The 24,331-nt window shown below is 70.8% G+C and carries 26 protein-coding genes; 13 read left to right on the forward strand and 13 right to left on the reverse strand.

Annotated features, from left to right (window positions below; genetic code table 11):
- Positions 1-14: 14 nt before the first annotated feature.
- A complete protein-coding gene (locus tag AB0H78_RS32305) occupies positions 15-371 on the reverse strand; it encodes a VOC family protein (RefSeq protein ID WP_363238263.1) in 357 nt (118 codons plus the stop codon).
- A 114-nt stretch (positions 372-485) separates the two neighbouring features.
- A complete protein-coding gene (locus tag AB0H78_RS32310) occupies positions 486-1,466 on the reverse strand; it encodes a nucleoside hydrolase (RefSeq protein WP_363238264.1) in 981 nt (326 codons plus the stop codon).
- A 99-nt stretch (positions 1,467-1,565) separates the two neighbouring features.
- On the opposite strand from AB0H78_RS32310, the gene AB0H78_RS32315 reads away from it, so the two are divergent.
- The 3 genes from AB0H78_RS32315 (at position 1,566) to AB0H78_RS32325 (ending at position 3,384) form a co-directional block, all read left to right on the forward strand.
- Positions 1,566-2,342, forward strand: coding sequence for a GNAT family N-acetyltransferase (locus AB0H78_RS32315; protein WP_363238265.1), 777 nt, complete (start codon positions 1,566-1,568; stop codon positions 2,340-2,342).
- Between the two features lie 179 nt (positions 2,343-2,521).
- Positions 2,522-2,842, forward strand: coding sequence for a multidrug efflux SMR transporter (locus AB0H78_RS32320; protein WP_363238266.1), 321 nt, complete (start codon positions 2,522-2,524; stop codon positions 2,840-2,842).
- Positions 2,842-3,384, forward strand: a complete 543-nt coding sequence (locus AB0H78_RS32325; RefSeq protein ID WP_363238268.1) for a TetR family transcriptional regulator C-terminal domain-containing protein — start codon at positions 2,842-2,844, stop codon at positions 3,382-3,384. Before AB0H78_RS32320 ends, AB0H78_RS32325 begins: the two co-directional genes overlap by 1 nt.
- On the opposite strand, the gene AB0H78_RS32330 is transcribed toward AB0H78_RS32325, so the two are convergent.
- Positions 3,374-4,246: a winged helix-turn-helix transcriptional regulator gene (locus tag AB0H78_RS32330; protein WP_363238269.1), complete on the reverse strand. Its 873-nt coding sequence runs from the start codon at positions 4,244-4,246 to the stop codon at positions 3,374-3,376. The two genes, AB0H78_RS32325 and AB0H78_RS32330, sit on opposite strands and share 11 nt — an antisense overlap.
- A 92-nt stretch (positions 4,247-4,338) precedes the next feature.
- On the opposite strand from AB0H78_RS32330, the gene AB0H78_RS32335 reads away from it, so the two are divergent.
- The gene (locus AB0H78_RS32335) at positions 4,339-5,571 is read left to right on the forward strand and encodes an MFS transporter (RefSeq protein ID WP_363238270.1); all 1,233 of its coding nucleotides are present in this window, start codon (positions 4,339-4,341) and stop codon (positions 5,569-5,571) included.
- Positions 5,572-5,580: 9 nt separating this feature from the next.
- A complete protein-coding gene (gene dapD, locus AB0H78_RS32340; RefSeq protein WP_363238271.1) occupies positions 5,581-6,570 on the forward strand; it encodes a 2,3,4,5-tetrahydropyridine-2,6-dicarboxylate N-succinyltransferase in 990 nt (329 codons plus the stop codon).
- 10 nt (positions 6,571-6,580) lie between these two features.
- Here dapD and dapA read toward each other — a convergent pair whose 3' ends face one another.
- Positions 6,581-7,456: a 4-hydroxy-tetrahydrodipicolinate synthase gene (dapA, locus tag AB0H78_RS32345; RefSeq protein WP_363238272.1), complete on the reverse strand. Its 876-nt coding sequence runs from the start codon at positions 7,454-7,456 to the stop codon at positions 6,581-6,583.
- A 169-nt stretch (positions 7,457-7,625) separates the two neighbouring features.
- Between dapA and AB0H78_RS32350 the strand changes: the two genes are divergently transcribed.
- The 3 genes from AB0H78_RS32350 to AB0H78_RS32360 are packed head-to-tail and all read left to right on the forward strand — an operon-like array spanning position 7,626 to position 8,687.
- On the forward strand, positions 7,626-7,763 hold the full coding sequence (locus AB0H78_RS32350) for a hypothetical protein (protein ID WP_363238273.1): 138 nt from the start codon (positions 7,626-7,628) through the stop codon (positions 7,761-7,763).
- Positions 7,760-8,419 (forward strand): hypothetical protein, encoded by a 660-nt coding sequence (locus tag AB0H78_RS32355; RefSeq protein WP_363238274.1) that lies wholly within the window; start codon positions 7,760-7,762, stop codon positions 8,417-8,419. Before AB0H78_RS32350 ends, AB0H78_RS32355 begins: the two co-directional genes overlap by 4 nt.
- Positions 8,409-8,687 (forward strand): DUF4235 domain-containing protein, encoded by a 279-nt coding sequence (locus AB0H78_RS32360; RefSeq protein ID WP_363238275.1) that lies wholly within the window; start codon positions 8,409-8,411, stop codon positions 8,685-8,687. Before AB0H78_RS32355 ends, AB0H78_RS32360 begins: the two co-directional genes overlap by 11 nt.
- 6 nt (positions 8,688-8,693) lie before the next feature.
- Here AB0H78_RS32360 and AB0H78_RS32365 read toward each other — a convergent pair whose 3' ends face one another.
- Together AB0H78_RS32365 and AB0H78_RS32370 are read right to left on the reverse strand one after the other, a co-directional pair.
- Entirely contained in the window at positions 8,694-10,253 is a 1,560-nt protein-coding gene (locus tag AB0H78_RS32365) for a N,N-dimethylformamidase beta subunit family domain-containing protein (RefSeq protein ID WP_363238276.1), read from the reverse strand.
- Between the two features lie 98 nt (positions 10,254-10,351).
- Positions 10,352-10,750: a PPOX class F420-dependent oxidoreductase gene (locus tag AB0H78_RS32370; RefSeq protein WP_363238277.1), complete on the reverse strand. Its 399-nt coding sequence runs from the start codon at positions 10,748-10,750 to the stop codon at positions 10,352-10,354.
- A gap of 48 nt (positions 10,751-10,798) precedes the next feature.
- Between AB0H78_RS32370 and AB0H78_RS32375 the strand changes: the two genes are divergently transcribed.
- On the forward strand, positions 10,799-11,230 hold the full coding sequence (locus AB0H78_RS32375) for a MarR family transcriptional regulator (RefSeq protein WP_363238328.1): 432 nt from the start codon (positions 10,799-10,801) through the stop codon (positions 11,228-11,230).
- A gap of 155 nt (positions 11,231-11,385) precedes the next feature.
- Here the strand turns inward: AB0H78_RS32375 and AB0H78_RS32380 are convergent, their stop codons facing one another.
- A complete protein-coding gene (locus tag AB0H78_RS32380; protein WP_363238278.1) occupies positions 11,386-13,236 on the reverse strand; it encodes an endonuclease/exonuclease/phosphatase family protein in 1,851 nt (616 codons plus the stop codon).
- 205 nt (positions 13,237-13,441) lie between these two features.
- On the opposite strand from AB0H78_RS32380, the gene AB0H78_RS32385 reads away from it, so the two are divergent.
- Positions 13,442-14,884: a hypothetical protein gene (locus tag AB0H78_RS32385; RefSeq protein WP_363238279.1), complete on the forward strand. Its 1,443-nt coding sequence runs from the start codon at positions 13,442-13,444 to the stop codon at positions 14,882-14,884.
- Between the two features lie 333 nt (positions 14,885-15,217).
- Here the strand turns inward: AB0H78_RS32385 and AB0H78_RS32390 are convergent, their stop codons facing one another.
- The 4 genes from AB0H78_RS32390 to AB0H78_RS32405 all read right to left on the reverse strand — a co-directional run bounded on the left by AB0H78_RS32390 (position 15,218) and on the right by AB0H78_RS32405 (position 18,035).
- On the reverse strand, positions 15,218-15,670 hold the full coding sequence (locus AB0H78_RS32390) for a hypothetical protein (RefSeq protein WP_363238280.1): 453 nt from the start codon (positions 15,668-15,670) through the stop codon (positions 15,218-15,220).
- A gap of 14 nt (positions 15,671-15,684) precedes the next feature.
- Positions 15,685-16,848, reverse strand: coding sequence for a hypothetical protein (locus AB0H78_RS32395; protein WP_363238281.1), 1,164 nt, complete (start codon positions 16,846-16,848; stop codon positions 15,685-15,687).
- A gap of 44 nt (positions 16,849-16,892) precedes the next feature.
- The gene (locus tag AB0H78_RS32400; protein WP_363238282.1) at positions 16,893-17,132 is read right to left on the reverse strand and encodes a hypothetical protein; all 240 of its coding nucleotides are present in this window, start codon (positions 17,130-17,132) and stop codon (positions 16,893-16,895) included.
- A 135-nt stretch (positions 17,133-17,267) separates the two neighbouring features.
- Positions 17,268-18,035, reverse strand: coding sequence for an SDR family oxidoreductase (locus AB0H78_RS32405; protein ID WP_363238283.1), 768 nt, complete (start codon positions 18,033-18,035; stop codon positions 17,268-17,270).
- Between the two features lie 107 nt (positions 18,036-18,142).
- Between AB0H78_RS32405 and AB0H78_RS32410 the strand changes: the two genes are divergently transcribed.
- Entirely contained in the window at positions 18,143-19,600 is a 1,458-nt protein-coding gene (locus AB0H78_RS32410) for an alkaline phosphatase PhoX (RefSeq protein WP_363238284.1), read from the forward strand.
- Here AB0H78_RS32410 and AB0H78_RS32415 read toward each other — a convergent pair.
- Positions 19,569-20,468, reverse strand: a complete 900-nt coding sequence (locus tag AB0H78_RS32415; protein WP_363238286.1) for a hypothetical protein — start codon at positions 20,466-20,468, stop codon at positions 19,569-19,571. The two genes, AB0H78_RS32410 and AB0H78_RS32415, sit on opposite strands and share 32 nt — an antisense overlap.
- A gap of 504 nt (positions 20,469-20,972) precedes the next feature.
- Between AB0H78_RS32415 and AB0H78_RS32420 the strand changes: the two genes are divergently transcribed.
- Positions 20,973-22,556, forward strand: a complete 1,584-nt coding sequence (locus AB0H78_RS32420; protein ID WP_363238288.1) for a TROVE domain-containing protein — start codon at positions 20,973-20,975, stop codon at positions 22,554-22,556.
- A gap of 61 nt (positions 22,557-22,617) precedes the next feature.
- Positions 22,618-22,848 carry a CarD family transcriptional regulator gene (locus AB0H78_RS32425; RefSeq protein WP_164267523.1) on the forward strand — a complete coding sequence of 77 codons (231 nt, stop codon included), beginning with the start codon at positions 22,618-22,620 and terminating at the stop codon, positions 22,846-22,848.
- Between the two features lies 1 nt (position 22,849).
- On the opposite strand, the gene AB0H78_RS32430 is transcribed toward AB0H78_RS32425, so the two are convergent.
- Positions 22,850-24,286 (reverse strand): MFS transporter, encoded by a 1,437-nt coding sequence (locus AB0H78_RS32430; RefSeq protein ID WP_363238290.1) that lies wholly within the window; start codon positions 24,284-24,286, stop codon positions 22,850-22,852.
- Positions 24,287-24,331: the final 45 nt, after the last annotated feature.

Consider the following 24,331-nt stretch of genomic DNA (forward strand, 5'->3'; position numbering starts at 1 on the left):
GTGTCGGCGGGGGCTCAGCTGTCCTGGAGCAGCCCGAGGACATTGCCGTCGGGGTCGGTGAATGTGGCCACCAGGCGGCCGCCGCCCACGTCGTGGGCGGGCTCCTTCACCTTGCCACCCGCGGCGGTCACTTCGGAGAGCTTTGCCTCGATGTCCGGCACATGCCAGTACGTCACAGGTGACGTCGCGCCCTCGGCTCCGCCGCCCGGGACCAGGCCGATGTGCTGGCCCGCCGCGTCGAAGCCGACGTAGTAGGGCGAGTCGGCCGTCGGCTCCGCACCGAGCAGGGCGGTGTAGACCGCCTTCGCCGCATCGAGGTCGGAGACGGGGTGGAGCACCGTCTTGATGCCCTGGGTGGATGAGTCGGTCATGGTCGCTCCCGCTGTCGTGGGTCGTGCCGACCCGGCGGGGCCGACCGGAATCCACGCTAGCTCCGGCCCCCGGACCTCGCTTCTTGATTCCTGACCGGTCGGCCGGATACCTCCTCAGCCGACGGCGGACGGCCAGCGCAGCAGCGTCTCGGTGAAGTGGGCGCTGAAATTGCGCGGGCCCTTGCCCAGGGCGACCCGGCCCGTGAGGTGGGTGCGGTCCGTGATGAAGCTGCTGTACGCGTACGTACGGGCCTCGGCGGCCGGGAGGAACACCGTCTGGCCACGGGTGAGTTCGCTGCCGCACTCCACCACGACCGTGCCCTCGGCCGCCGTGATGAACGATTCGTCGGCGGCCACGCCCACCGCCAGGGGGTCGTGCAGCGGGCAGTCGCTCTCGCCGGCGTTCACGTCGTACGACGTGAGGTAGTGGCGCATGAGGTTCGCGGTGAGCTCCTGGCCGGGGCCCGCCGCCACGAGCGTGTCCAGGTCGTTGTGGGTGAAGCGCCAGGCGTGCGTCGCGTCCAGGCCGACCATCGTGTACGGGGCTCCGGAGCTGACCACGATGTCGGTGGCCTCGGGGTCGGCCCAGACGTTGAACTCGGCGACGGGGGTGATGTTTCCGGTGCGTACGGCGCCGCCCATGAAGACCAGCTTCTTCAGGCGGTGCGCCAGGTCCGGGTCCTCGATGAGGGCCGCGGCGACGTTGGTCAGCGGTCCTGTGGCGACCAGGGTGAGCTCGCCCTCGTACTGCTTGGAGAGCCGCAGGATCGCCTGGACCGCGGACTCGCTCTGGTGGGGCGCCGTGGAGTCGGGGATGACCTCCTCGCCCAGCCCGTTCTGGCCGTGAAAGCCGCCGGAGTCCGGGCTGATCCGGCTGAAGGTGCGGCCCACTCCGCGGTGCACGGGGACGTCGCCGTCGATGCGCAGGGCGCGGGTCAGGGCGCGTGCGTTGCGGTACGTGAGGTCGAGCGGGACGTTGCCGGCGACCGCGGTGAAGGCTTTGAGGTCCCACAGGCCCGTACCCAGGAGGTATTGCAGGGCCACGGCGTCGTCGAGGCCCGGGTCGCTGTCCAGGATGATCGGGGAGCGGTCCACCGGGGGTACCTCCAGGTTCGTGATCGTCTTCGTTTCGCATGCTACGGGGCCTGTGGATATCTGGTTGCCGCAGGTGGGGCCGGGTGCTGGAGTGGCCGCATGAACAGTGATGCGGTACGTGCGGTCTTCGACCGGCAGATGCGCAGGGACACACCGGGGGACGGGTCCGGTGTTCGGGTGGAGCGAGCGGGCGGTGTCGTACGGCAGACGGGTGGGGAGGGCGACTGGAACGGGGTCCTCTTCTCGGAGCTGACCGAGGACGGCGCGGATGCGGCGATCGCGGCGCAGGTGGAGCACTACGGGGCGCTGGGGCTGGAATTCGAGTGGAAGCTCTACTCCCACGACGCGCCGCACGACCTGGGGGCGCGGCTCGCGGCGGCCGGGTTCGTGGCGGAGCCCGCCGAGGCGCTGATGGTGGCGGAGGTGGCGGATCAGCCGACGGAGGTCCGACTGCCGGACGGCGTACGGCTGTTGACCGTCACCGATGCGGCCGGTGTACGGCTCATGGGGGAGGCCCACGACGAGGCCTTCGGTTCGGACAGTGCGCGGCTCCAGCACCAGGTGCTGACCCAGCTCGCACGGGACCCGGACGGGATCGTCGCCGTGGTGGCCATGGCGGGCGACCGGGCGGTGTGCTCGGCACGGATCGATTTCCAGCCGGGGACGGACTTCGCGAGTCTGTGGGGCGGGGGGACGGCCCCGGAGTGGCGGGGCAAGGGGATCTACCGGGCGCTGGTCGCGCACCGGGCCCGTATCGCGGCCGAACGCGGCTACCGCTATCTGCAGGTCGACGCCACGGACGACAGCCGGCCCATCCTGGAGCGCCTCGGCTTCGCCCGGCTCAGCACGACGACGCCTTACGTATACGGCGGGTAGGGGCTCTGCGGCGACGGTCGTGGCCCGCGGTCCGCGCGGGCGCGGCGTACTGCTGGCGTGGCCGGGGTCTTTGGTGTGCCGTCCCTTCGTGACGCGGCCGGGTCCCGGCGTCTGTGCGGTGTGGCGCCTCGCGCGTCGGCCGTCGGCGGTGAGCCGGGCCGTTGTGTACGGTAGTACACATGCCTTACGTACTGCTGGCCGCGGCCATCGCGGCAGAGGTCGGCGGGACCACCGCCATGAAGTACAGCGAGGGCTTCAGCAAGCTCTGGCCCTCGCTGATCACCGTCGTCGGATACGTCCTGGCCTTCGCGCTCCTGGCCCAGGTCCTCAAGTCCATGTCCGTGGGCACCGCCTACGCGATCTGGGCCGGCATCGGCACCGCCGCCATCGCGGCCATCGGCATGCTCTTCATGGGGGAGCAGGCGAGCGCCGCCAAGCTCGCGGGCATCGCCCTGGTCATCGGCGGCGTGGTGCTGCTCAATCTGGGCGGCTCCCACTGATGGCCCGCCGCTTCGACCCCGACCGCCGGCAGCGGATCATCGACGCCGCGATCCGGGTCGTGGGGGAGAAGGGCATCGCCGGTCTCAGCCACCGCTCGGCCGCCGCCGAGGCCGATGTGCCGCTCGGCTCGACGACGTACCACTTCAAGACCCTCGACGAGCTGCTGGTGGCCGCCCTGCGGCAGGTCAACGGCGAGCCGCAGACCGCCGTCGACGGCTGGGCGCGGATCCTCGGCGAGAGCGACGATCCGCTCGCCGACCGGATCACCCGGCTGCTCGGCCGCCTCGTCGGCGGCGACCGCGGCCGGATGCTCCTGGAGTACGAGCTCTACCTCGCCGCCCTGCGCCGCGAGGCGCTGCGGCCGGTCGCCGCGGAGTGGCTCGACGGGCTCGTCGAGGTGATCGGGGGGTACGTCGACTCGCCCGCCACCGCCCATGCCCTGGTCGCGCTGATCGACGGGCTCGTCATCCAACTCCTGCTCACCGGGCGGGAGTTCGACCCCGTCGAGACCCGCGAGATGCTGGCCCGCGTCATCGCCTGACGGCGGCCAGGGCGGCCTGGACGCTCGCCTCGATGTCGGTGATCGGGTAGATCGCCTCGCGGATCGTACGGTCACGGTCCACCACCAGCGTCAGGCGCTTGAGGCGGCTCACGCCGGCCGCCCTGAAAGTCGGCAGGCGCAGGGCCGCGGCGAGGGTGAGGTCGGCGTCCGACAGGAGCGGGAAGCGCAGCCCTTCCTTGTCGGCGAACGCCCGCTGCTCGTCCGGGCGTTGGGTGGAGACGCCGTGGACGCTCGCACCCGCCGCGGTGAACTCCGCGAGCTGGTCGCGGTACGTGCACGATTCGAGCGTGCACCCCGATGCGCCCGGGATCCCCGCCCAGCCGGGCGGGTAGCCGTCGCGCCGGGCGTAGGCGCTGGGGAAGCAGTACAGCACGGTGTGCGCGGTCTCCTGGGACACCGGATCGCGCAATTCGCCGTCGTAATCCAGCAGTTGGATCTCCGGCAGGCGCGTGCCGATCAGCCCGTGCACCCGCCCGGCCTCCTGCGAGGCCTCGGTCGTCGTCGCCATCATCTCTCCCTCTCCCAGCACCCAGGCGTCTCCCCAGTCCTGGAGTGCGATCAGTACGGGCAACAGGGCGCGGCCGCGCGGAGTGAGCCGGTACTCGTGGCGGGGCGGCCGGTCCTGGTACGGCTCGCGCGACAGCACGCCCGCGTCGACCAGCAGCTTCAGCCGCTCGGTGAGCACCTTGCGGGACATGCCCAGCTCCCGCTGGAGCGCGTCGAAGCGGTGCACCCCGCGTGCCGTGTCGCGCACGATCAGCAGGGTCCACCAGTCGCCGACGACGTCCAGGGCCTGGGCGATCGCGCAGTCGGCGTCGTTGAGGCTGGTGCGCTGGGGCATGACCGGCTCCTTCGTCTCGGCCGTTGACCTGTGGGAAGCATGCTGCCATAGTCCGTTCCTTAAGGGAACTTACTCAAGTGGGGGACGGCAGCGTGAAAACCGTGCGGGAGATACCGAGAACCGTCTGGCTGCTGGCCTTCGGCCTCTTCTTCAACGCGGCCGTCGCCTTCACCTTCATCTACCTCTTCGTCTACCTGACCGGCGAGCGCGGCCTGCCCCTCGCCCAGGCGGGCCTGCTCAGCGGCATCGGCGGCGTCGGCATCGTCGCGGGGAACTTCACCGGAGGCTGGTACGGGGACCGGTGGGGCCACCGCCGGGTCCTGCTCGCCGCCGCCGCGTTCAGCGGTGCCGGGCTCATCGCGCTGCCCGTCCTGCCGACCCCGGCGTTGTACGCGGTCCTGCCGCTCTGCCAGTACGCATCGGGCGTGGTCAGGGCCGCCAACTCCGCCCTCGTCGCCGTCTCCGTACCCGAAGGCAGCCGGCGCCAGGGCTTCGCGGTGATGCGGCTCGCGAGCAACGCCGGATTCACCGTGGGGGCGCCGATGGGAGCGCTGGTCGCCGCCTCGCTCTCGTACACCTGGCTCTTCGTCATCGACGGCATCGGCAGTCTGCTCTTCGCCGCCTACGCCTCCCGGGTGCTGCCCGCGCACGGGGCGCAGCGGGCGCGCGGCGCGCGGGACGCCCAAGCACCCGGCATCTGGCGGGAGTTGAAGGCGCGGCCCACCGTCCTGCTGCTGCTCGTCACCATCTTCTGCGCGGACATCGTCTACCGCCAGCTCTTCTCCACCGTGCCCGTCTTCCTCGGCGACCACGGCATCTCCACCGCCGTCTACGGCTGGGTGATCGCGATCAACGGCGGACTGATCCTCTGCCTGGAACTCCCGGCCACCATCGCCCTGCGCAAACGGGCTCCCCTCACCGTGGTCGGCGCCGGGCTGGTCCTGGTCGGCCTCGGCTACGCCGCCCTCATCCTGGGGGCGTCCGTGCTGGTGGCCGTCGCGATGATGGTGCTGCTCACCGCAGGCGAGATCCTCTACAAGACCCCGGCCACCGCGTACGTCGCCGACCAGGCACCCGACCACGCCCAGGGCCGCTTCCAGTCGCTGTACGCGGGAGTCTCCGTGAGCGGCGTCGTCCTCGCCCCGCCCCTCGGCGGCGCCCTGTACTCCGCCGCGCCGGGGGTGCTGTGGCCGCTGAGCGCGGTACTCGCCGGGGCGGCGGGGGCGGTCCTGATCGGAGCGGGGCGGCGGCGCGCACCCGCGGCGGGGCTTTCGGCGGGCTCGGACGCTGAGACCGGTTCGCCCGCGCACGCCCCCGCCGGTTAGCGTTCGGACATGACCGAAACGACTTCTTCACGCTCCACCGGCGCCGTCGCCGCCGGCCTCGCCACCCTCACCTCCGACGGCACCGTCCTCGACACGTGGTTCCCCGCCCCCGCGCTCACCGCCGAGCCCGGTCCCGCCGGCACCGAGCGCCTGAGCGCCGAGCGTGCCGTCGAGCTGCTGGGTGCGGGCGCCGCCAAGGCGATCGGGGCCGACGCACGTCGTGGGGTCGAGGTCGTCGCCGTCCGTACCGTCATCGCCTCGCTCGACGACAAGCCGCTGGACGCGCACGACGCGTACCTGCGACTGCACCTGCTCTCCCACCGGCTCGTGAAGCCGCACGGCCAGAACCTCGACGGGCTTTTCGGGCTGCTCGCCAACGTCGCCTGGACCTCGCTCGGTCCCGTCGCCGTCGACGACATCGAGACCGTACGGCTCAACGCGCGCGCCGAGGGCCTCCACCTCCAGGTGACGTCCATCGACAAGTTCCCGCGTATGACGGACTACGTCGCCCCCAAGGGCGTCCGCATCGCCGATGCCGACCGCGTCCGCCTCGGTGCGCACCTGGCCGAGGGCACCACCGTCATGCACGAGGGCTTCGTCAACTTCAACGCAGGGACGCTCGGCACCTCCATGGTCGAGGGCCGCATCTCCGCCGGAGTCGTCGTCGGCAACGGCTCCGACATCGGCGGCGGCGCCTCCACCATGGGCACGCTGTCGGGCGGCGGCAACGTCCGCATCGTCATCGGCGAGCGCTGCCTGGTCGGCGCCGAGGCCGGCGTCGGAATCGCGCTGGGCGACGAGTGCGTCGTCGAGGCCGGTCTGTACGTCACCGCGGGTACGCGCGTCACGCTGCCCGACGGCCAGATCGTCAAGGCCCGTGAGCTGAACGGCGCCTCGAACATCCTCTTCCGCCGCAACTCGGTCACCGGCAAGGTCGAGGCCCGCCCGAACAACGCGGTCTGGGGCGGCCTCAACGAGGTCCTCCACAGCCACAACTAACAACTGGCAACTAGCCCCGCAGCAGGGCCTCGTACGCCTCCCGCAGCCCGTCGGTCGCCTCGCGCCCGGCGGGCTGCAGTGGTTCGCGGACCGGGCCCGCGTCCATGAGCGCCTTCGCCGTGACCGTGCCCGGCAGGCCGCTCGCCATCATCAACTCGGTGAGGGGGAGCAGGAGGTGGTTGAGGCGGGCCGCCTGTGCCGTGTCACCTGCGTCATACGCGTCGAGCACCGCCCGCACCTGGCGCGGGGCCACGTTCGCGACCGTGCTGACATAGCCCGCGCCGCCCACCGCGTACAGCGGAAGGTTCATCTCCTCGCTGCCCGAGTAGTAGGCGAGATCCGTACGGGAGATGACCTTGGTGGCGCCGAGGAGGTCGTTCGCGCAGTCCTTGACCGCCGCGATGCGCGGATGCTTCGCCAGCCGCAGCATCGTCTCCGGCTCGATCCGGGTGCCCGTGCGGCCCGGGATGTCATACAGCATCACCGGTAGGTCGGTCGCGTCCGCGACCGTGCGGAAGTGCGCCTCGACGGCGGGCTGGGGCGGGCGGCTGTAGTACGGGGTGACCACCAACAGGCCGTCCGCGCCCGCCTGTTCGGCCGCCCGCGCCAGCTCGACGGTGTGGCGCGTGTCCGCGCTGCCCACGCCCGCCACCACATGCGCCGCGGAGCCGACCGCCTCGCGCACCGCCCGTACCAGTGCCGTCTTCTCGGCGTCCGACGTGGTCGGGGACTCGCCCGTGGTGCCGTTCAGGACGAGGCCGTCGCAGCCCTCGGAAACCAGCCTGGCCGCCAGCTTCTGTGCGGTGGGCAGGTCCAGGGCGCCCGCTGCGGTGAAGGGCGTGATCATGGCGCAGAGGGCGCGGCCGAAAGGGCGTGTTGTGGTCATAAGGGCAGTGTCCGACGGCTGGAGCGTGAAGGTCCACTTAGTTCTTCTTGGGGTGAAGCGTGAGCAACGCTGAACAGTCCGGCCGGAAGGCGGTCTTGGCGGGGGCCGGTCCTGTGCGTCACCATGGCGCCATCGGTGAGTTACGTCCACAGCGCATGCGGAGGTCGCCATGAGGCTCGGCAAGGCACTCGCCACGGGGATCGCGGAAGAGCGGCCCATGGAGGTCGAACAGGTCGACGAGCTCCCGGAGTCGGGGGACCTCGCGCTCCCCGAGCCGGAGCCCGCAGAGGTGACGGCCGCCCGATGAGGCTGCGGCTCCCCGAGGAACGCCCGACGGAGCCGCCCACCGGCTACAAGATCGCCCACCCGGTGCTGTCCCAGGACGGCACCCGGGCCGGGTTCCTCGGCATCTCGATCGGCTCGGCCCTGCCGTACGGAGTACTGGACGACGCCCGGTGCGCGTACGGGCGCCGCCACCGCTCCCCGTCCCGCTTCTGCGACTGCGGATTCCACGCCCTGCACGAGCGGTGCGAGGCACAGGCGCTGCTCTGCGCCGCCGAGTACCGCAAGGCGGTCCTGCTGGACGTGGCGGTGCTCGGCGCGTACATCCGCTTCGAGCTGGGGATGCGCTACGCCCGCCAGCGGGTCCGCAGCGCGACCGTCGGCCCCTGCGCCTGCCGGCGCACCTCGACCGGACTGGCCGACGGAGGGTGGGGCCGGCCCGGCTGGCAGGTGTTGGAGCCGGTCTGCGGGGCATGCGCCGGAGGACGCACACCACTCTCGCTGGCCGATTTCGCACGGCTCGGCGGCGAGGGGCTGCGGGTGATCGCCTCGCCCGAGGCGGATGTCGACACCGCGGTCACCGCCGCCGAACTGGTTGCGGAGGCGGCCCTGCTCCAGGCCAGACTCGACTGGTTCCAGGGGCAGTTGGCGAGACTGACCGGAGGAGAGCATGGCAAGTAAGCAGCGGAAGATGAGCCTGTGCTACAAACCCGTGGGTCTGATCCTCGGGATGGGCGGAGGGATGCTCGCGGGCGCCCTCTGCACCCGGGCCTGGCGGCTCGTCGGGGACGGGCGGGAGGCCCCCGACCCGCTCGACGACGAGCGCGCATGGCGCGAGGTGCTGATCTCGGCCGCCCTGCACGGGGCGATATTCTCCGTGGTCAAGGCGGCCGTCGACCGCGGTGGGGCCGAAGGGGTCCGGCGGGTGACAGGGCGCTGGCCCGCGTAGAAGGCCCTACCAGAGGTTCTCGCGGGACCAGGTGGGGTCGCCCGCGTACGGGTGGAGGCGGTCCAGGTTGTCGTGGGCCGGATGCGCGCGGGCGGCTGGCCCCGCCGCGAAGGCGTGCAGCAGATTCTCTGTGACCTTCGACGTGAACTTCGCCGTACGGGCGTCGATGCCGTGCCCGCCGTCCCCGTTGATCGAGCCGATCCAGCGCATCGTGCCGGTGTTGAAGACCCCCGCACCGCTCTTGGCCGTGTAATAGGCGGAGTTGGCGAAGGAGTTGATCCCGCGGCAGGTCAGCGGCGAGTGCGAGATCACCTCGATGGGGCGCGGCGTGGACTCCGAGCCGTTGGCCCGGTCGTACTCGGTGCCGACCAGACCGGGGAACTTCTCGCCCTGCTTCACGCCCGTACCCGCGAAGAGCCAGTGGCCCGGCGAGGTGACGACATAGTCGGCGGTCGTCGGATTGGACTCGTAGAGCGTGCCCGTCAGGGAGTTCTCCGGCTGGGCGTGCGGCGGCTCACGGAAGTTGGTGGTCGGGTACCCGCCCTCGGGGCGGCCGGGGTCCTGCGGCCAGTCGTTCTTGTAGCAGACGACCAGGCGGTGCGCACCGAGCGAGGTCGGCTCCAGCCGGGTGCGCCGGAAACAGGCGTTGGCGCCGAGGAAGGCGAGGTTGGTGCCCTGGTCGCGGGCGGCCGTGATCCGGTCGCGCATGGGCTGCGTCCAGTACTCGTCGTGCCCGAGGCTGATCACCGCGGTGGACCCCACCAGCAGCTTCGGGTCGCGCTCGATGTCCATGTTGGTGACGTACGCCGGCGAAAGCCCGAGCCGCTCGGCGAGCGCGACGACCGGCTGCTCGTACGTGAGGAACAGCCCGTCCCCGTCCCGGTGATAGGGCCGGTCGCAGCTGACCGCGCGCGAGCGGTGCGCGTCGTCGCCCTTGCCGCCGGGGCCGTTGTAGAGGCTGTGGCCGCCCCAGGTGTTGTACGCCTGCCAGGTCGCGACGGCGTTGACCAGGACGACACGGCCGTGCGTGGAGGCCGACCGCACGGTGATCGGCACATAGCGCTGGCCGCCGCTCGCCGCGGTCAGCCGGATCAGATACGCCCCTTCGGGCCAGTCCTTGGTGGACACCTCCGCGTCCGCGTCCCAGCGCGTCGAGACGGTGTACGTCGCCGGGTGGACGGAGGCGGGCCGCTGCTGCCGCCCCTTGACCGACGGGGACTCCCAGACCTTGCGCGCCAGCGCGCCTCCGTACCAGCCCATCCGGAACGCCTCGGCCCTGAACGTCTTCGCGGTCGTGTGCACATGCAGCCGGAACGGCTCGCCGCGGGCGACGCTCACCCGGTCCGCGTACCCCTCGATCTCGCGCTGCCCGCCGCGCCCCTTGAGCCGCCAGTCCGCGTCACCGCTCTGGTCGTTCTCCCGGCCCGAGGCCTTCGCGGCGGGCGAGGCCGGGCGCCCGGAGGTGCTCCGCCCGGACCGGCCGGTCCCCTCCGTATCGCATCCCGCGGCACCCGCGGCGGCGACCGCCCCCAGGAAGACTCTGCGACTCCACGCCGGCCGTTCCATGTGTTGCTCCGCTCTCCGCACCCGCGACTGCCGGGAGTCAAGAGGGTATGCGCGGACGAGGCGTTGCCCCGGTCACCGTGCCGTCTTCGGAAGGTGCGTCACTGGGAGGTGGTGTGGGAGGGGCGCATCACCAGGACGACGCGGCGCTCGGCGTCGCCGACCGGGGCCTCGTACTCCAGGCCGTACCGCTGGGCGAGGACGTCGAAGAAGGCGCCCTCGGGGTCCGGCTCGATGCGCTCGATCACGCCGCGCACTTCCAGATAGCGGTACGGCTGGTCCGGGTCGTTGACCGAGATGGAGACCTGTGGATCAGCTACGACGTTCTTGTGCTTGCGCCGGTCGGTGCTCGTCGTGAAGCGCAGGAACTCGCCGTCCCAGATGGCCCATACCGGGTTGACGTGCGGGATTCCGTGCGGCCCTTTGGTGGCGAGGTGGACGAAGAGCGGGCGCGTGAGCAGGTCGAGGTGACTCTCGGGGATCATCATGATGTTGAACATTATCAATATCTTGACGATGTGCACACCTCTTATGCTCGTCAGGTGACTATGCCTCCCGAGGACCGCCTCGGCCTCGACATCAAGCGTGCGGAGCAGGAGCTCATCGCCGCCAAGAGCGCCGCGCTGAAGACGGCCGGGCTGTCGGTTCCGCAGTACGCGGCGCTGTTCGGCCTGAGCGGATCGCCCGGCATCTCGGCCGCGGCGCTGGCGCGGGCCTGCCTGGTGACCCCGCAGGCGATGAACGTGGTGCTGAAGAACCTGGAGGAGCGCGGCCTCGTCGAGCGCACCCCACACCCGTGGCACGGCAATGTGCTGGAGACGCGGCTCACCAGCCGGGGGAGCGAGGCGTTCGAGGCCGCCGACGTGCTTGCCGTGGCGATCGAGCGTCGTATCTCCGGTGAATTCAATCCGGGAGAAAGGGAGTTGCTGCGGTCGCTGCTGGCACGCGCCGTCGCGGCGATCCGTGACGACGGCGCGTGATCACTCCGCGGGCCCGGCCCCGACGAGCCGGCCGGCCGCCGTGGCGGCCGACCGTCCCCTTCTCCGGACGCGGCGTCGTCCCGCCCGGAGAGTGCGCCCGGGACCGGGATGGAGAAACGGGGCCCGGCCCCGCAACTCCGCCCCGGGCGGGGCGACTACGGCCGGAAGTGGATCACCTGCGGGTCGTGGTCGCTGTTCTGTGCCGCGAACTCCGAGTTGATGTGGACGCTGTCGAAGAAGAAGCCGCCCCTGCGGACCGAGGGTGACACCAGGATCTGGTCCAGGACCTGCGAGTTGCCCTGGTAGTCGTAGGTGTAGCGCTCGTTCTTCGGCAGCGACCTGATGCCCGAGTACAGTGCGCCGCCGGCCTCGATCAGCTTCGTCGTGTCCGAGAAGTCGAAGTCGTTGATGTCGCCGAGGGCCAGCACGTTCGCGTGCTTGTCGGCCTTCAGGATCTCCTGGGTGAAGGTGTTCACCGCCTGCGCCTGGAGGTGGCGCTGGGTCTCCGAGGAGCGCGGCACCGGCTGGTACTGCGAGGTGAGGGCGAAGTCGCCGCCCTTCGACGCGAAGTGGTTGGCGATGACGAAGACCTTCTCGCCGCGGAAGGCGAACTGGCCCACCAGCGGCACACGGCTGTTGGCCCACGCCGCGTTCGCCGGGTCGATGCGGCCGGGTGAAGCCGAAAGGCTCACCTGGCCGTGTCCGCCGCCCACCACGGTGGTCGCGGTGGTGGCATCGCCGCCGGGGATGTCGGTGAAGGAGACGCGGTCGGGGTTGAAGAGGAAGACCTGGCGGATGTTGCCGCCGGGCTCGCCGCCGCTCTTGCCGTCGACCGGGTCGATCGTGCGTGCCTCGTACGCGGGGCCGCCCGCGGCGACGATCGCGTCGGTGAACTTCTTCACGGTGACGCTGGAGTCGACCGTGCCGTCGTTCTTGGCGCCGTTGTTGTCCTGGATCTCCTCCAGGGCGACGATGTCGGGCGAGGCGAGGTTGTTCACGACCGCCGCCGCGAGGTTGTCGAACTTCGACTGCGGGTCGGTCGGGTCGAGGTTCTCCACGTTGTACGTGGCGACCGCCAGCTCACCCTTGCGCTGCGGGCGGATGACCTCGGGCTGGAGACCGTTGTCCTTCACCGTCAGCGAGTTGGTCGCCAGCACGGTGTAGCCGCCGAAGGAGTTGAAGTCCAGCGGGCCCTGGGCGCCGCTGGTGACCACGTCACCGACATTGGCGGTCGGGAACGCCTCGGTGGCGGTCGGGATCAGCGACTGGATCTGCAGGCGGCCGGTGTTCTGGTCCTCGTACGAGGCGTAGAGCGAGCCGCCCCTGCGCGTCTGGTTCTCGTGCGGCTTGACCGTCACCCAGAGCTCGGAGTACGCGTCGGTGGCCGTCGTCACCCGGGAGGAGCCGACGCGGACGTTCATGCCCTCAAGCGACTCGTAGAAGTCGAGGGCGTACTTCTTCGGCTGCAGGGTGAGGGCGTTGATGCTGTTCGACGCGGCCGTGTCGCCCGCCGGGGCGTAACGGTCGGGCACCGAGCGGCTGTTGAGGACCACCGCGGCGGGGACGGCATTCCCCGAGGAGACCACGGTCACCGTCGGCTTGCTGATCTCGGTGAGGGACTGGTTGCCGCTGGAGGCGCCACCGGGGACGTAGTCGCTGACCGTGCCGGAGACGGTGACCGAGTCGCCGACCGCGACGGTCGGGTTCGAACTGGTGAAGACGAATATGCCCTCGCTGGTGGCGGCGTCGTCGTCCGGGGAGGCGTCCTGGAACCAGAAGCCCTTGGACGATCCGTACGTACGGATCCCGGTCACGATGCCCGGCACGCCTTCGACCTTCTGGCCGGCCAGCGGGGAGAGCCGGGTGGCGCCCTGGATGTCGTGGATACGGACCTCGGCGGCCGAGGCGGAGGACGCACCGGCCAGCAGACCGGCGCCCAGGGCGGCGGCGACCACGGCCGCGACCGCGGCTGATCTGGGGAGGCTGGAAGTACGGGCGGCAGGCATCACGGAACTCCGGGGGTGAGAGGGGCGAGGGGTGGCGGCGTTCTCAGTGTTCTACGCGCGTAAATCTCTTGCGTGGGCAGGGGAGTTGTCAAGGGTTGTCCGGTGGACGACAGCTGACGGGTACATGAACCGGGTGGCATGGGGAGAAATGCGTCTACGCTGGGGCGCTGCCGAGCCGTACACCCCCCGCCAAGGAGAACCACCGATGTCCGCAGACCGCCCGACCCTGCCGCCGGTGCGGCTGAACTCCGACGCGGAACTGGCGCGGGACGCGCTCGCCTCGCCGCTGTTCGCACGGGCCGTCCTGCTCGCGCGCTGGGCCGGGCCCGACACGCGGGTCGCCGCCGGCGGCGAACTCGTGGAGGCGCAGCTGCCCGCTGCCGCCGAGGCGCTCGGGATCGTCGCCGACGAGGACGGGGCGGCGTACGCGAGCGAGGCGTGGCGGCTGGCCGTCGACATCGGCCTCCTCGACGTCGAGGACCCGGAGGAGGAGGACGGCGAAGGCACCGTCACCGCCGGCGAGAATCTGGCGCTCGTCACCTCCGGCAGCCCGCAGGACATCCTCGGGCTGTGGCTGGACGGCCTGGAGGCCGTGTACGGCGACGCGATCGCCCCCCTCTTCGACGACTTCGCCGATCTCGTGGGCGAGGACGGGGAGATCGACTTCGAGGCGCTGGAGTGGGACCCGGAGGTCGAGTCCGAGTTCCTCGACGGCGTACTCGGCAATCTCTACCTGCTGACCGTGGCCGGAGAAGGCCCCGAGGGCGAGGCGGTGCCGCTGCCCGCCCTGGCCGCCTCGGTGATCGTCCCCGAGGACATGGGCGAGCCCACCGACGACGTGCTGGAGCAGGTGTCCGAGGCGATGATGCGCCTCGACGACCAGTTCCGGGTGCTGGAGCCGATCGGGCTCGTGGAGTACCAGCCGGTCGACGAGGCGCTGATGGTCGAGGCGGGCGACGAACCGGCGGAGCCGGTCGACGACGAGGACGTGTCGCGCTACGGCATGGTCCGCCTCACGCCTCTGGGCCTGTACGGCATCCGGGCCCGGATGCTGGACGCGGGCGTCGAGGCGCCGGCGGTCGGCGACCTCGCGGACAAGGGCGCCGACGTACTGCTCGACGCACTGGCGTACTTCCCGGAAGCCTCGGCCCGCGCGGAGACGCTGGGATGGCTGGAGGGGCGCGAACCGGCCGCCGCTGTACGGGAGTTGCTCTCGGCGGCCCGCGGCGGCGACGAGGGCGGGCCGCTGCGCAGGCTCTACTGCCAGCAGGCGCTGTCGCTGGTGGCCGCGGACGAGGCGGAGCCCGAGGTACGCGGGGTGCTCGACGATGCGGAACTGGGCGGCCTGGCGCGGGTCTGGCTGGTCGAGCGGGGGGCCGCGGACGTCCCCGCCCCGCCGGAGTCGATGATCTTCTGGCTGGCGATCGACACGATTGCCGCGCAGCTGGACGCGGACGGGGAACTGGAGGAGCTCCAGGGGCTGGTGGAGGGCCTGGTCGGGCAGCACGCGGGCTTCTTCGAGGCGGCGTGGCGGGTGGAGCACCCGGCGACGGCGGACGTGCTGGAGGCGATGGGCCGCCTCCACTCCGACAAGCGGACGGCGAAGGACGCGCGCAAGGCGGCGTTCAAGGCGAGGTCACGGGCCTGACCCGGGGCCGGGCGGGGGCGGGTGAGCCGCTGCGCGGGGCCATTCCCCACCCCGCCCCTCCCCGATCCTGGGGCTCCGCCCCAGACCCCGCTCCTCAATCGCCGGAGGGGCTTGAGTTGGCCTGGCGCGAGCTTGATCGTGCGAGTGAGTACGGGGATCCACGGGCATCTGCCCCGCACCCGCACGATCAAGCCGGTGCCGGCAAATTCAAGCCCGTCCGGCGTGTGAGGACACGCGGCCGCAGGTCGCGTACCTGGGGGTCGCGACCCGTGCGGATCGAGCGGGACCGGGGAGCTGCCCCCGGCCCCGCCCCACCCGCGCCCGACTACCGCGTCAGCACTCGTACTTGGTCGTGTGCTTGAACGACGACGAAGCCCCGTCGAAGCCATAGGTGCCCCGGTACGCCGGCGGATTCTGGTACTCGCCGACAATCGTGACCGTATTCGCGCTCGACCCCTGCCCCGCCCGCTTCGCGTCGAGCCTGAGCTGCTCGCCGATGTAGCCGCCCGTGATCTCCCACGGTGCGCCGCTGATGCCGCTGCTGATCTTGCCGCCGGTCACCACGTGCGGGTAGGTGTTCGGGTTGTACTTCACCTCGATGGCGAAGGTCACCGAGCCGTTGTGGAGTTCCAGCTTCGCGGCCGTCTGCACCGCGTCCGCCGTCACGTCCTGCTGCATGGCGAAGGCCTCGTCACGCGTCTTGACCTCCGCACCCTGCGGATTGAGGTAGCGGTGCTCGGAGCGCGACGACTGTCCCTTGGACGACTTGCGTGCCTGAGTGGTCATGGTGCCTCCTCCCGTCAGGCCAGCTGCTCGGCGATTTCGACGCGCAGCAGCGCACGGACGTTCTCGATGTGGTTGACCACGGTCACCACGTTCGAACCCGCGAAGAGCAGGCCGAGCGCGACATTGTCGGGGGAGGTCACCAGCGAACCGGAGTCGCCGCCCGCCGAGATGTTCGTCGTCAGGATCTGGTCCTTGAAGCGGGCCGTGCCCGCGGTCCCGTAGTTGACGTCGATCGTCGCGTCGGTCGCGATGATGCGGCCGAAGCTGATGTTGGTCGTACGGCCGGTCTTCTTCACCGGGTCGCCGACCGCCACATTGGACTTGCGGCGCCACGCGCGCGGCGCGCCGCTGAAGTACTGCTCGCGCGTCGCGTCCTGGAACTCGACCTTGCCGAGCGCCACGTCGACGATATTGTTCTGCCGCTCCAGCGGGATCTGCGGGGCGAACTGGATGGTGATGAACCGGTCAAGGGTCGCGATCCGGTCCGCCGGGTCCTGCCCGCCGTCGAAGACGCCGGGCTGCACGATCGCGCTGCCCTGCGGTGCGCGGTTGCAGTCCGCGAGGACGTGGTTGTTGGAGAGGATGTAGAACGCGGGCGGGGTGCCGATGCCGGGCCCCGGCGGGTCGGTCGTGGCGCCGGGCAGGAAGTCGTACACCACGCTGCCGAGCGTGCCGGCCGTCACCCGGACGTTGCCGACGGAGATCCCCGAAGGCGCGGGCCGCATACGGCGCTTGAGGGTCTGCGGGTCGAGCGACCCCAGTTCGCGCAGCTCTTCGAGCACCGGCTGCGAAAGCTGGGCGAGCTGCTCGGAGACGCCGCCGTCGCCGCGGTAGGACGACCCTTCCTGCGCGGGGACCCCGCGCCGGCCGCTCTGCTGCTGGTGGCGCTGTGCCGATACGTGACCGACCGCGACGACGTCGGTCGGGGTGCCGTCGTCCATCTGCTGCGGGACGACGTCCCGTTCGGGCAGCATCGACTCGGGAACCTTCTGGGTGACGAACACGACGACGGCCTGTTCGCCGGTCGGCCTTCCGTCGGTCCACTTCACGCCGTGGCCGAAGCCGACCACATTGGCGAGCGGCGACTGGGCCCGCATGAAATCGGACGTCGCCTGATGGCGGGAGCTGTCACTGATCTGCCCGCCGGTCGGGCCGCGCATCATCTCGGGCTGGCTCACGCCAGACCACCTTCTTTTCCGCTAGATCCGTGTGCAGGGATCCGTTACGGCTCGTCGTGCTGGGCGTCGACGTCCCCGATCGCGATCACGCGCACGGGTATGCCGTCGAGCTCGTACGGAACCACGTCTTCCTGCCGGAGCCGGTCACGGGGCACTGTCCGGGTCACGAAGACGACGATGACGTCTTCGCCCGAGTGCTCGTCCCTCCCGATGCCCACCCCGGTCACGTTGGCCAGCTGCATCAGCCGGCTCTCATGGAGGGTGCGAGCCTGTCGTGCGTCCACATCGGCTCGCCTCCCCTACAGGTGAAGCAGGTAGGGCCATGTCTATTCCCGACGGCACCGACGGTCAAGGCATTCTGCACTGAATCTTCGGATTGGAGGCGATTCAGGGTACTTGACCTTGTTTACGAAGATTCTTCATGTACGGAGGTGGGAAGCCCCGTTGAGATCGAGGACCGCCCCCGACGACCACTCGGCCATCGGCGACGCCAGCCACAGCACCGCGTCCGCGATTTCCCCGGCCGAAGCGACCCGCCCGAACGGCGACTGCGCCCGGATCGCCTCGCCCTCCGCCCCGCTCAGCCGCCCCGCGACCCGCTCGGTCTCGAAGAAGCCGGGGGCCACGGAGGCCACCCCGATCCCGTACGGCGCGAGCGAGACGGCCAGGGACTGGCCCAGCGCGTGCACCGCCGCCTTGGTCGCCCCGTACGCCGGATGGTCCGGCTCGCCCCGGAAGGCGCCGCGCGAACCGATGTTGACGATCCGTCCGCCCGTGCCCGCGTCGATCATGCGGCGTGCGGCGAGATGGCTCAGATTCGCCGTGGCCAGCAGATTCACCGACACATGCTGCTGCCAGAGCGCGGCCCAGTCCTCGTACGACGTCTCGGCGAGGGGATGGCGCACATTGACCGCCGCGTTGTTCACCAGGACATCGATCCCGCCCAGCGCGCCGGCCGCCGCGTCCGCGACCGCGGCCGCCCCCGCGGGGTCCGACAGATCGCCGCCGACCAGCGTATGGCCCGTACCGGCAAGGGAGTCGAGCGTCGCCCGCGCGTCCTCCTCACGCGTGCCGTAATGCACCGCGACCCGGTCGCCGTTGGCCGCGAACGCCTGGCTCACCGCCCTGCCCAGACCGCGCGATGCACCGCTGACGAGGACGCGCCGGCCGGCACTTGGGAGATTCATGGGGAAAGGCCTCTCGAAGTCGCGTGCTGTTCAACCGCCGTTTATACGCGGGCGGGAGCGTGAGCCCGCAATCGTTCGCGCCGTACGAGTCCTTCAGGAGACCCGGGATGCCGCTCAGCCGCAGGGAATTCACCAGACAGTCCGCCCTCACCGGTGCGGGAGTCGCCCTCACGGGCGCCGTCGGCGCGCTGGCCACCGCGCCCGGCGCTCTCGCCGCCGAGGGACACGGGAACGACCACGACCATGACCACGGTCACGACCACGGGCACCACCACACGCCCGGCTACGGCGCACTGATATCCGATCCCAAGGGCATCCTCGCGCTGCCCAAGGGCTTCTCGTACCGGATCATCACCCGCACCGGCGTCACCACGCTGGAGTCCGGCGAGTCCACTCCCTCCAACCACGACGGCACCGCCACCTTCGCGGGCTCGCGCGGCTCCACCCTCCTGGTCAACAACCATGAGCTGGCCGGCGCCCGCGCCAACTGGCCGCACCCCGTCCCGCTCGCCGAGGGTCTGGTCTACGACCCGGCTGCGGCCGGTGGCTGCACGGTCGTCGAGGTGCACCGCGGCGGCCAGGTCGCCGAGTGGGTCGGCATCGCCGGCACCGCGACCAACTGCGCGGGCGGATCCACCCCTTGGGGCACCTGGCTGACCTGCGAGGAGACCGAGGACAAGGCCGGCAAGAACGGCTTCACCAAGGACCACGGCTACGTCTTCGAGGTCGACCCCCGCGACCGGCGCGCCAACCGGGCGCCCAAGCCCATCAAGGCGCTCGGCCGTTACGCCCACGAGGCAGTCGTCGTCGACCCCAAGCGCGGTCACCTCTACCTCACCGAGGACGCGTCGGGCCCCAACGGACTGCTCTACCGTTGGACCCCGCCGCACGGCTTCACCCACGGCCGCGGCAAGCTCCGCACCCTCGCCGACGACGCGGGCGTCCTGCAGGCCACGAAGGTCTTCGACCAGAGCGGCGCCTTCGTGGACGACCTGTCCCGCGCCACCAAGATCGGCACCGTCTACGGCGTGGACTGGGTCGACGTACCCGACCGCGACGCCAAGACCGTCTCCGTGCGCAAGCAGTTCACCGACACTCAGGTCACCCGGGCGCGCAAGCTCGAAGGCATGTGGTGGGCCGACGGCGGGGCGTACATCGTCTCCTCGTTCGCCCGCGCGGAGAGCCCCGTCCAGCACGACGGACAGGTGTGGTTCTACGACCCGAAGCGCCGCACCCTCACCCTGAAGGTGCTCCTGGGCGTCAACCCGGACCCCTCCAAGGACGGCGCCTTCGACGGCCCCGACAACATCACCGTCTCGCCGTACGGCGGCCTGGTCATCGCCGAGGACGGCGAAGGCGTGTCCCACCTCTTCGGGGCGACCGACAGCGGTGTGACCTACCCGATCGCCCGCAACGAACTCAACATCGGCACGGCGGACGCGCCCGAGTGGAGCGAGTTCACCGGCGTGACCTTCTCGCCCGACGGGGACACCCTCTTCGCCAACATCCAGGTGCCGGGCATCATGCTCGCCATCACCGGACCGTGGAAGCGCCAGCCCCGCTGATCCCGTCCCAGCCGCTGCCGTCCGTACCGTCGCCGAACTCGCCGTCCATCGCCGCGAGTTCGGCGACGTACTCCTCCTCGCCGAGGATCATCCCCGACAGCGGCTCCCGGTCCCACCACGGCTCGTCCCCGGCATGCGCGGCACACCACTGCGCCAGCTCGGGGACGGACGGGCGGTCCGCCGGGTACTTGGCGAGACAGCGCGCGAGGAAGCCCGCCCACTCCGCGTCCGGTACGCCCACCAGGTCGGGCCCCGAGTGACGTGTCCGGTAGAGCACCTGCTGCGCACCGCCGGCCCCATGGGGATTGCGCCCCGTCGCGGCCAGCGCCAGCAGCGCACCGAGGGCGAACACATCGGCTGCGGGCCCCGAACCGCCCTCGCCGCTGAGGAGTTCAGGCGCGATGAACCCCGGTGAACCCCCGCTCCCGCACCCGCCGAAACCGGTGATCCTGGGGCCGCTGCGGGTGATGACGACCGTGGCCGGCTTCAGTCCGTAGTGGAGGATTCCCGCCCCGTGGATCCGGCGCAGCGCCTCGGCGGCCATCGTGCCCAGCGTGCCCAGTTCGCCGGGTCCCAGCGGTCCGAGCGTCGCGACCGACTCCGAGAGCGAGACGCCCGCGCAGTACTCGGCGGCGACCCACGGCCGCGGCGCGTCGGCGTCGGCGCCCACGACATTGGCGGTGTACGGGCCGCTCACGGCCCGTGCGGCGGACGTCTCGCGCCGGAAGTGCTCCCGGAACTCCGGGTCGGCTGCGTGCCGTTCACTGACGGTACGCACCACGACGTGGCCCCCGTCAGGGGCGATCCCGAGCTGATCCCCGCTTCCGCCGAGCGGTGCGACGATCCGGTACCCCGCGACCTGTGCCATGCGGTGGCCCCCTTCGGGCTGGTGACGATCTGTGCGACGCGTGCGGGGGCGCACTTGGTTGCGCCGTCCCGGAAAACCCTTGGCGCGGTGCGTGACCACGCTCCTACAGTGAATCTCGTCCAGGTGCGCAGGCAGGACCTACTTCCACTCATAATGGGGCGGTCACGGGTTCGAGTCCCGTCGCCGGCACTCGTGCCGGTGTAGCTCAGGGGTCAGAGCACCTTTGTCGGTTCCGCCGACCTCGATCTCTGGACACCACAGTTTCATGCACCTCCCGGTGCTTCGACCTCGGGAGGCTCAGCATCGGGAGGTGCCCGGTGCGCAGGCGACGGTTCCTTCCGGAACAGCAGGCCGCGGGTTCGAGTCCCGTCACCGGCTTCGGGCCGGTGTAGCTCAGAGGCTCTCAGAGCAGCTGTCATGCACCGTCGCCGCCTCCCGATCTCGGGCACCCTCCATCGCTACGCCTTCCCCTGCCCGCTTTATCCGCAATTCGGGGGAATTCCTATGGCACGCTTCAACACCCGCGCGGCCCACGCCGCCCCGCCCACCTCGCCCGTGCTCAGCACCGGTCAGGTGGTCCGTACCCACCAGGGCGGCCGCGGGCATCTGCGCGACGCACGCTCCGAGCTCTATCTCCTCGCGGTCGCCAACTTCGTGTCCCAGCAGACCTTTTACGAGTCCGCAGGCGATCGCGACGACCGCTTCACCGCGCTCGTGCACCGGCTCGCCGTCGAGGACCCTCAGTGGACCGCGGGTCTCCTCGGCTGGCTGCGCGGCGACGGCAACATGCGCACCGCGGCCCTCGTCGGCGCCGCCGAGTACGTACGCGCCCGCCTTGCCGCGGGCGCCGAGGACGGCCCGTCCAACCGTCAGGTGATCGCCTCCGTGCTGCTGCGCCCCGACGAGCCCGGCGAGCTCCTCGCGTACTGGACCTCCACCCACGGACGCGCCGTGCCCAAGCCCGTCAAGCGCGGCATCGCCGACGCCGTCCGGCGCCTCTACAGCGGCAAGGCGCTCCTGAAGTACGACACCGCCTCCAAGGGCTACCGCTTCGGCGACGTCCTCAACCTCGTGCACGCCTCGCCCGACCCTGCCAAGCACTGGCAGGGCGAGCTGTTCCGCTACGCCCTCGACCGCCGCCACAACCCCGACACCGCCGTGGCACCCGCATCCGACCGGACCCTGACCGCCCACGGGGCGCTCATGGCGCTCCCGGTCGCGGAGCGTCGCGCCGTCGTCACCGCGCCGGACGGGCCGGCGCGTCTCGCGGCGGCCGGGATGACCTGGGAGTCCCTCGCGGGCTGGCTGCAGGGGCCGATGGACGCGGCGGCGTGGGAGTCGGTGATTCCGTCCATGGGGGCCATGGCATTGGTCCGTAATCTCCGCAATTTCGACGAGGCCGGCGTCAGCGACACCGTCGCCGCCCAGGTCGCGGCCAAGATCTCCGACCCGGAAGTGGTCGCGAAGTCGCGGCAGTTCCCCTTCCGCTATCTGTCCGCGTACCAGCACGCTCCGTCGCTGCGCTGGGCCTACCCCCTGGAGCAGGCACTCGGCCACTCGCTCGCCAACGTGCCGGCGCTGCCGGGCCGCACCCTGATCCTGGTCGACCGCTCGGGCTCGATGTGGTCTCCGCTCTCGGCCCGCTCGCAGCTCAACCGGGCCGACGCGGCGGCGATTTTCGGAACCGCGCTGGCGATCCGGGCGGCCGCAGGAGACCTGGTGGAGTTCGGTACGAACAGCGCGCCCGTGAAGTACCGGAAGGGAGAATCCGTCCTCAATGTCCTCAAGCGTTTCGGCAGCCGCGGCGGCACCAACACGGCCGAAGCCGTTCGCAAGCACTACCGAAACCACGACCGAGTCCTGATTGTTACGGACGAGCAGGCGGCCTGGAGTCACCACGGCGACGTGGCCGCAGGAGTGCCCGCACAGGTGCCCGTCTACACCTGGAACCTGGCGGGCTACCGGGCCGGTCACGCCCCGTCGGGCAAGGCCGGACGGCATGTCTTCGGGGGTCTGTCGGACAGCGCTTTCCGGATGGTCCAGCTGCTCGAGGCGGGACGTGACGCGCACTGGCCCTGGGCCCGGTGATCAAGGTGCTGCGGAAGGACGGACATGGCGTGAGGGGTCCGGTGGGCGCATACTGAGAGCAATGACTAAGTCAGCCGGATCCCGGCGCCACCTGCCCTCCAGTCCCTTCAACCGCCCGGCCCAAGCAGCCGCACCCATCGAGATCTTCGATGTGGGGGACCGGGTTTCGCATGACCAGTTCGGACTCGGAAGAGTCATTGGAATCGAGGGCGACAACGACGCCGTGCTCATCGATTTCTCCGGGCGTCAGGGGAGGATCCTCAGCCCCTACGCCAAGCTGACCAAGCTCTGAGTCAGTTACGGTCCGATCGCCTGCCCTTGATCGCGAGGGCGGCGACCGGAACCGTGCAGAGTGTGATCAGTGCGCCCGCAAGAAAGGCGCTGGTCGCGCCGTGTGTCAGCACGGCCTGAGGTGATCCGGTGGCATGCCGGGTCGCTGTGCCGTAGACCGTCACCTGTACCGAAAGACCCAGCGTCCCGCCCAGCCACTGCAATGTCTGCAGCAGGCCGGAGGCGGAGCCCGCGTCCCGCGTGCCCACTCCCGCGAGGATCGTCGCGTTGAGCGGCATGAAACTCATCCCCACCCCGAGCCCCAGCAGCAGCATGGGGCCGAGCAACCCGGCCGCGTAACTCCCGGTCGGGCTCAGTCGTGTCAGCCAGAGGGCTGAGCCGGAGATCAGCAGGGCGCCGGTGACCAGGACCGGCTTGGGGCCGTGTCGCTGCAGCAGCCGGGGCACGAAGCGGAGCACCGCGAACATCGCGGCGGTCAGCGGCAGGAACGACACGCCCGCCCGCAGGGGGCCGTATCCCAGGACTTTCTGGACGTACTGGGTGAGGAAGAAGAAGGCGCCGAACATCCCGGCCGGGATCAGCAGGACATTGAGGTAGGCGGCCGCGCGGTTGCGGTGCGCGAAGAGCCGCAGGGGTGCGATGGGCTGGGCCGCACGGCTCTCCACGTACGTGAAGAGCGCGAGCAGCACGACGGCCGCGGAGAACGCGGTGACCGCCTGGGAGTCGCCCCAGCCGCCGTCCGAGACGCGGATGAAGCCGTAGACGAGCGCGGTCATGCCCGCCGTGCCGGTGAGCGCCCCGGCGGCATCGAAATGTCCGGTATGGCGCGGAGGTTCCCGGACCAGGCGGGGGAGCGCGAGGGCGACGCCGACGCCGATCGGGACGTTGATGAGCAGCGCCCAGCGCCAGGAGGCCCAGGACGTGAGCATGCCGCCCACGACGAGGCCGAGCGAGGCGCCGATGCTGGCCATCGAGGTATAGATCGAGAGCGCATGGTTGCGCTTGGGGCCCTCGGCGAAGTTGGTGGTGATCAGGGCGAGCGTGGAGGGGGCGATGAGTGCGGAGCCGACGCCCTGCAGGGCGCGTGCGGCCAGCAGCCAGGCCGAGTCGGTGGCGAGGCCGCCGAGCAGCGAGGCGAGGGCGAAGAGGGCGGCGCCCGCGGTGAGGGTGCGGCGGCGGCCCATGATGTCGCCGACGCGGCTGCCGAGCAGAAGTAATCCGCCGAAGGCGAGGGTGTAGGCGTTGAGGACCCAGGAGAGCCCGGACGGGGTGAAGCGGAGGTCCTGCTGGATGTCGGGCAGCGCTACATTGACCACAGTCGAATCGACGCCGACCATGAGGTAGGCGGTGACGATGACGAAGAGGACGACTCCGGGCCGCTGGAGGGGTCCTTCGGATGTCTGCGGTGGTGCGGCTGAGTCGACGGACGAGGTGGACATCTTCAACTCCCTTTATGGGGGCAGCACTTACTGCCCGCGAGGAAA

The organism is Streptomyces sp. NPDC050738 (assembly GCF_040654175.1).
Lineage (GTDB): Bacteria > Actinomycetota > Actinomycetes > Streptomycetales > Streptomycetaceae > Streptomyces.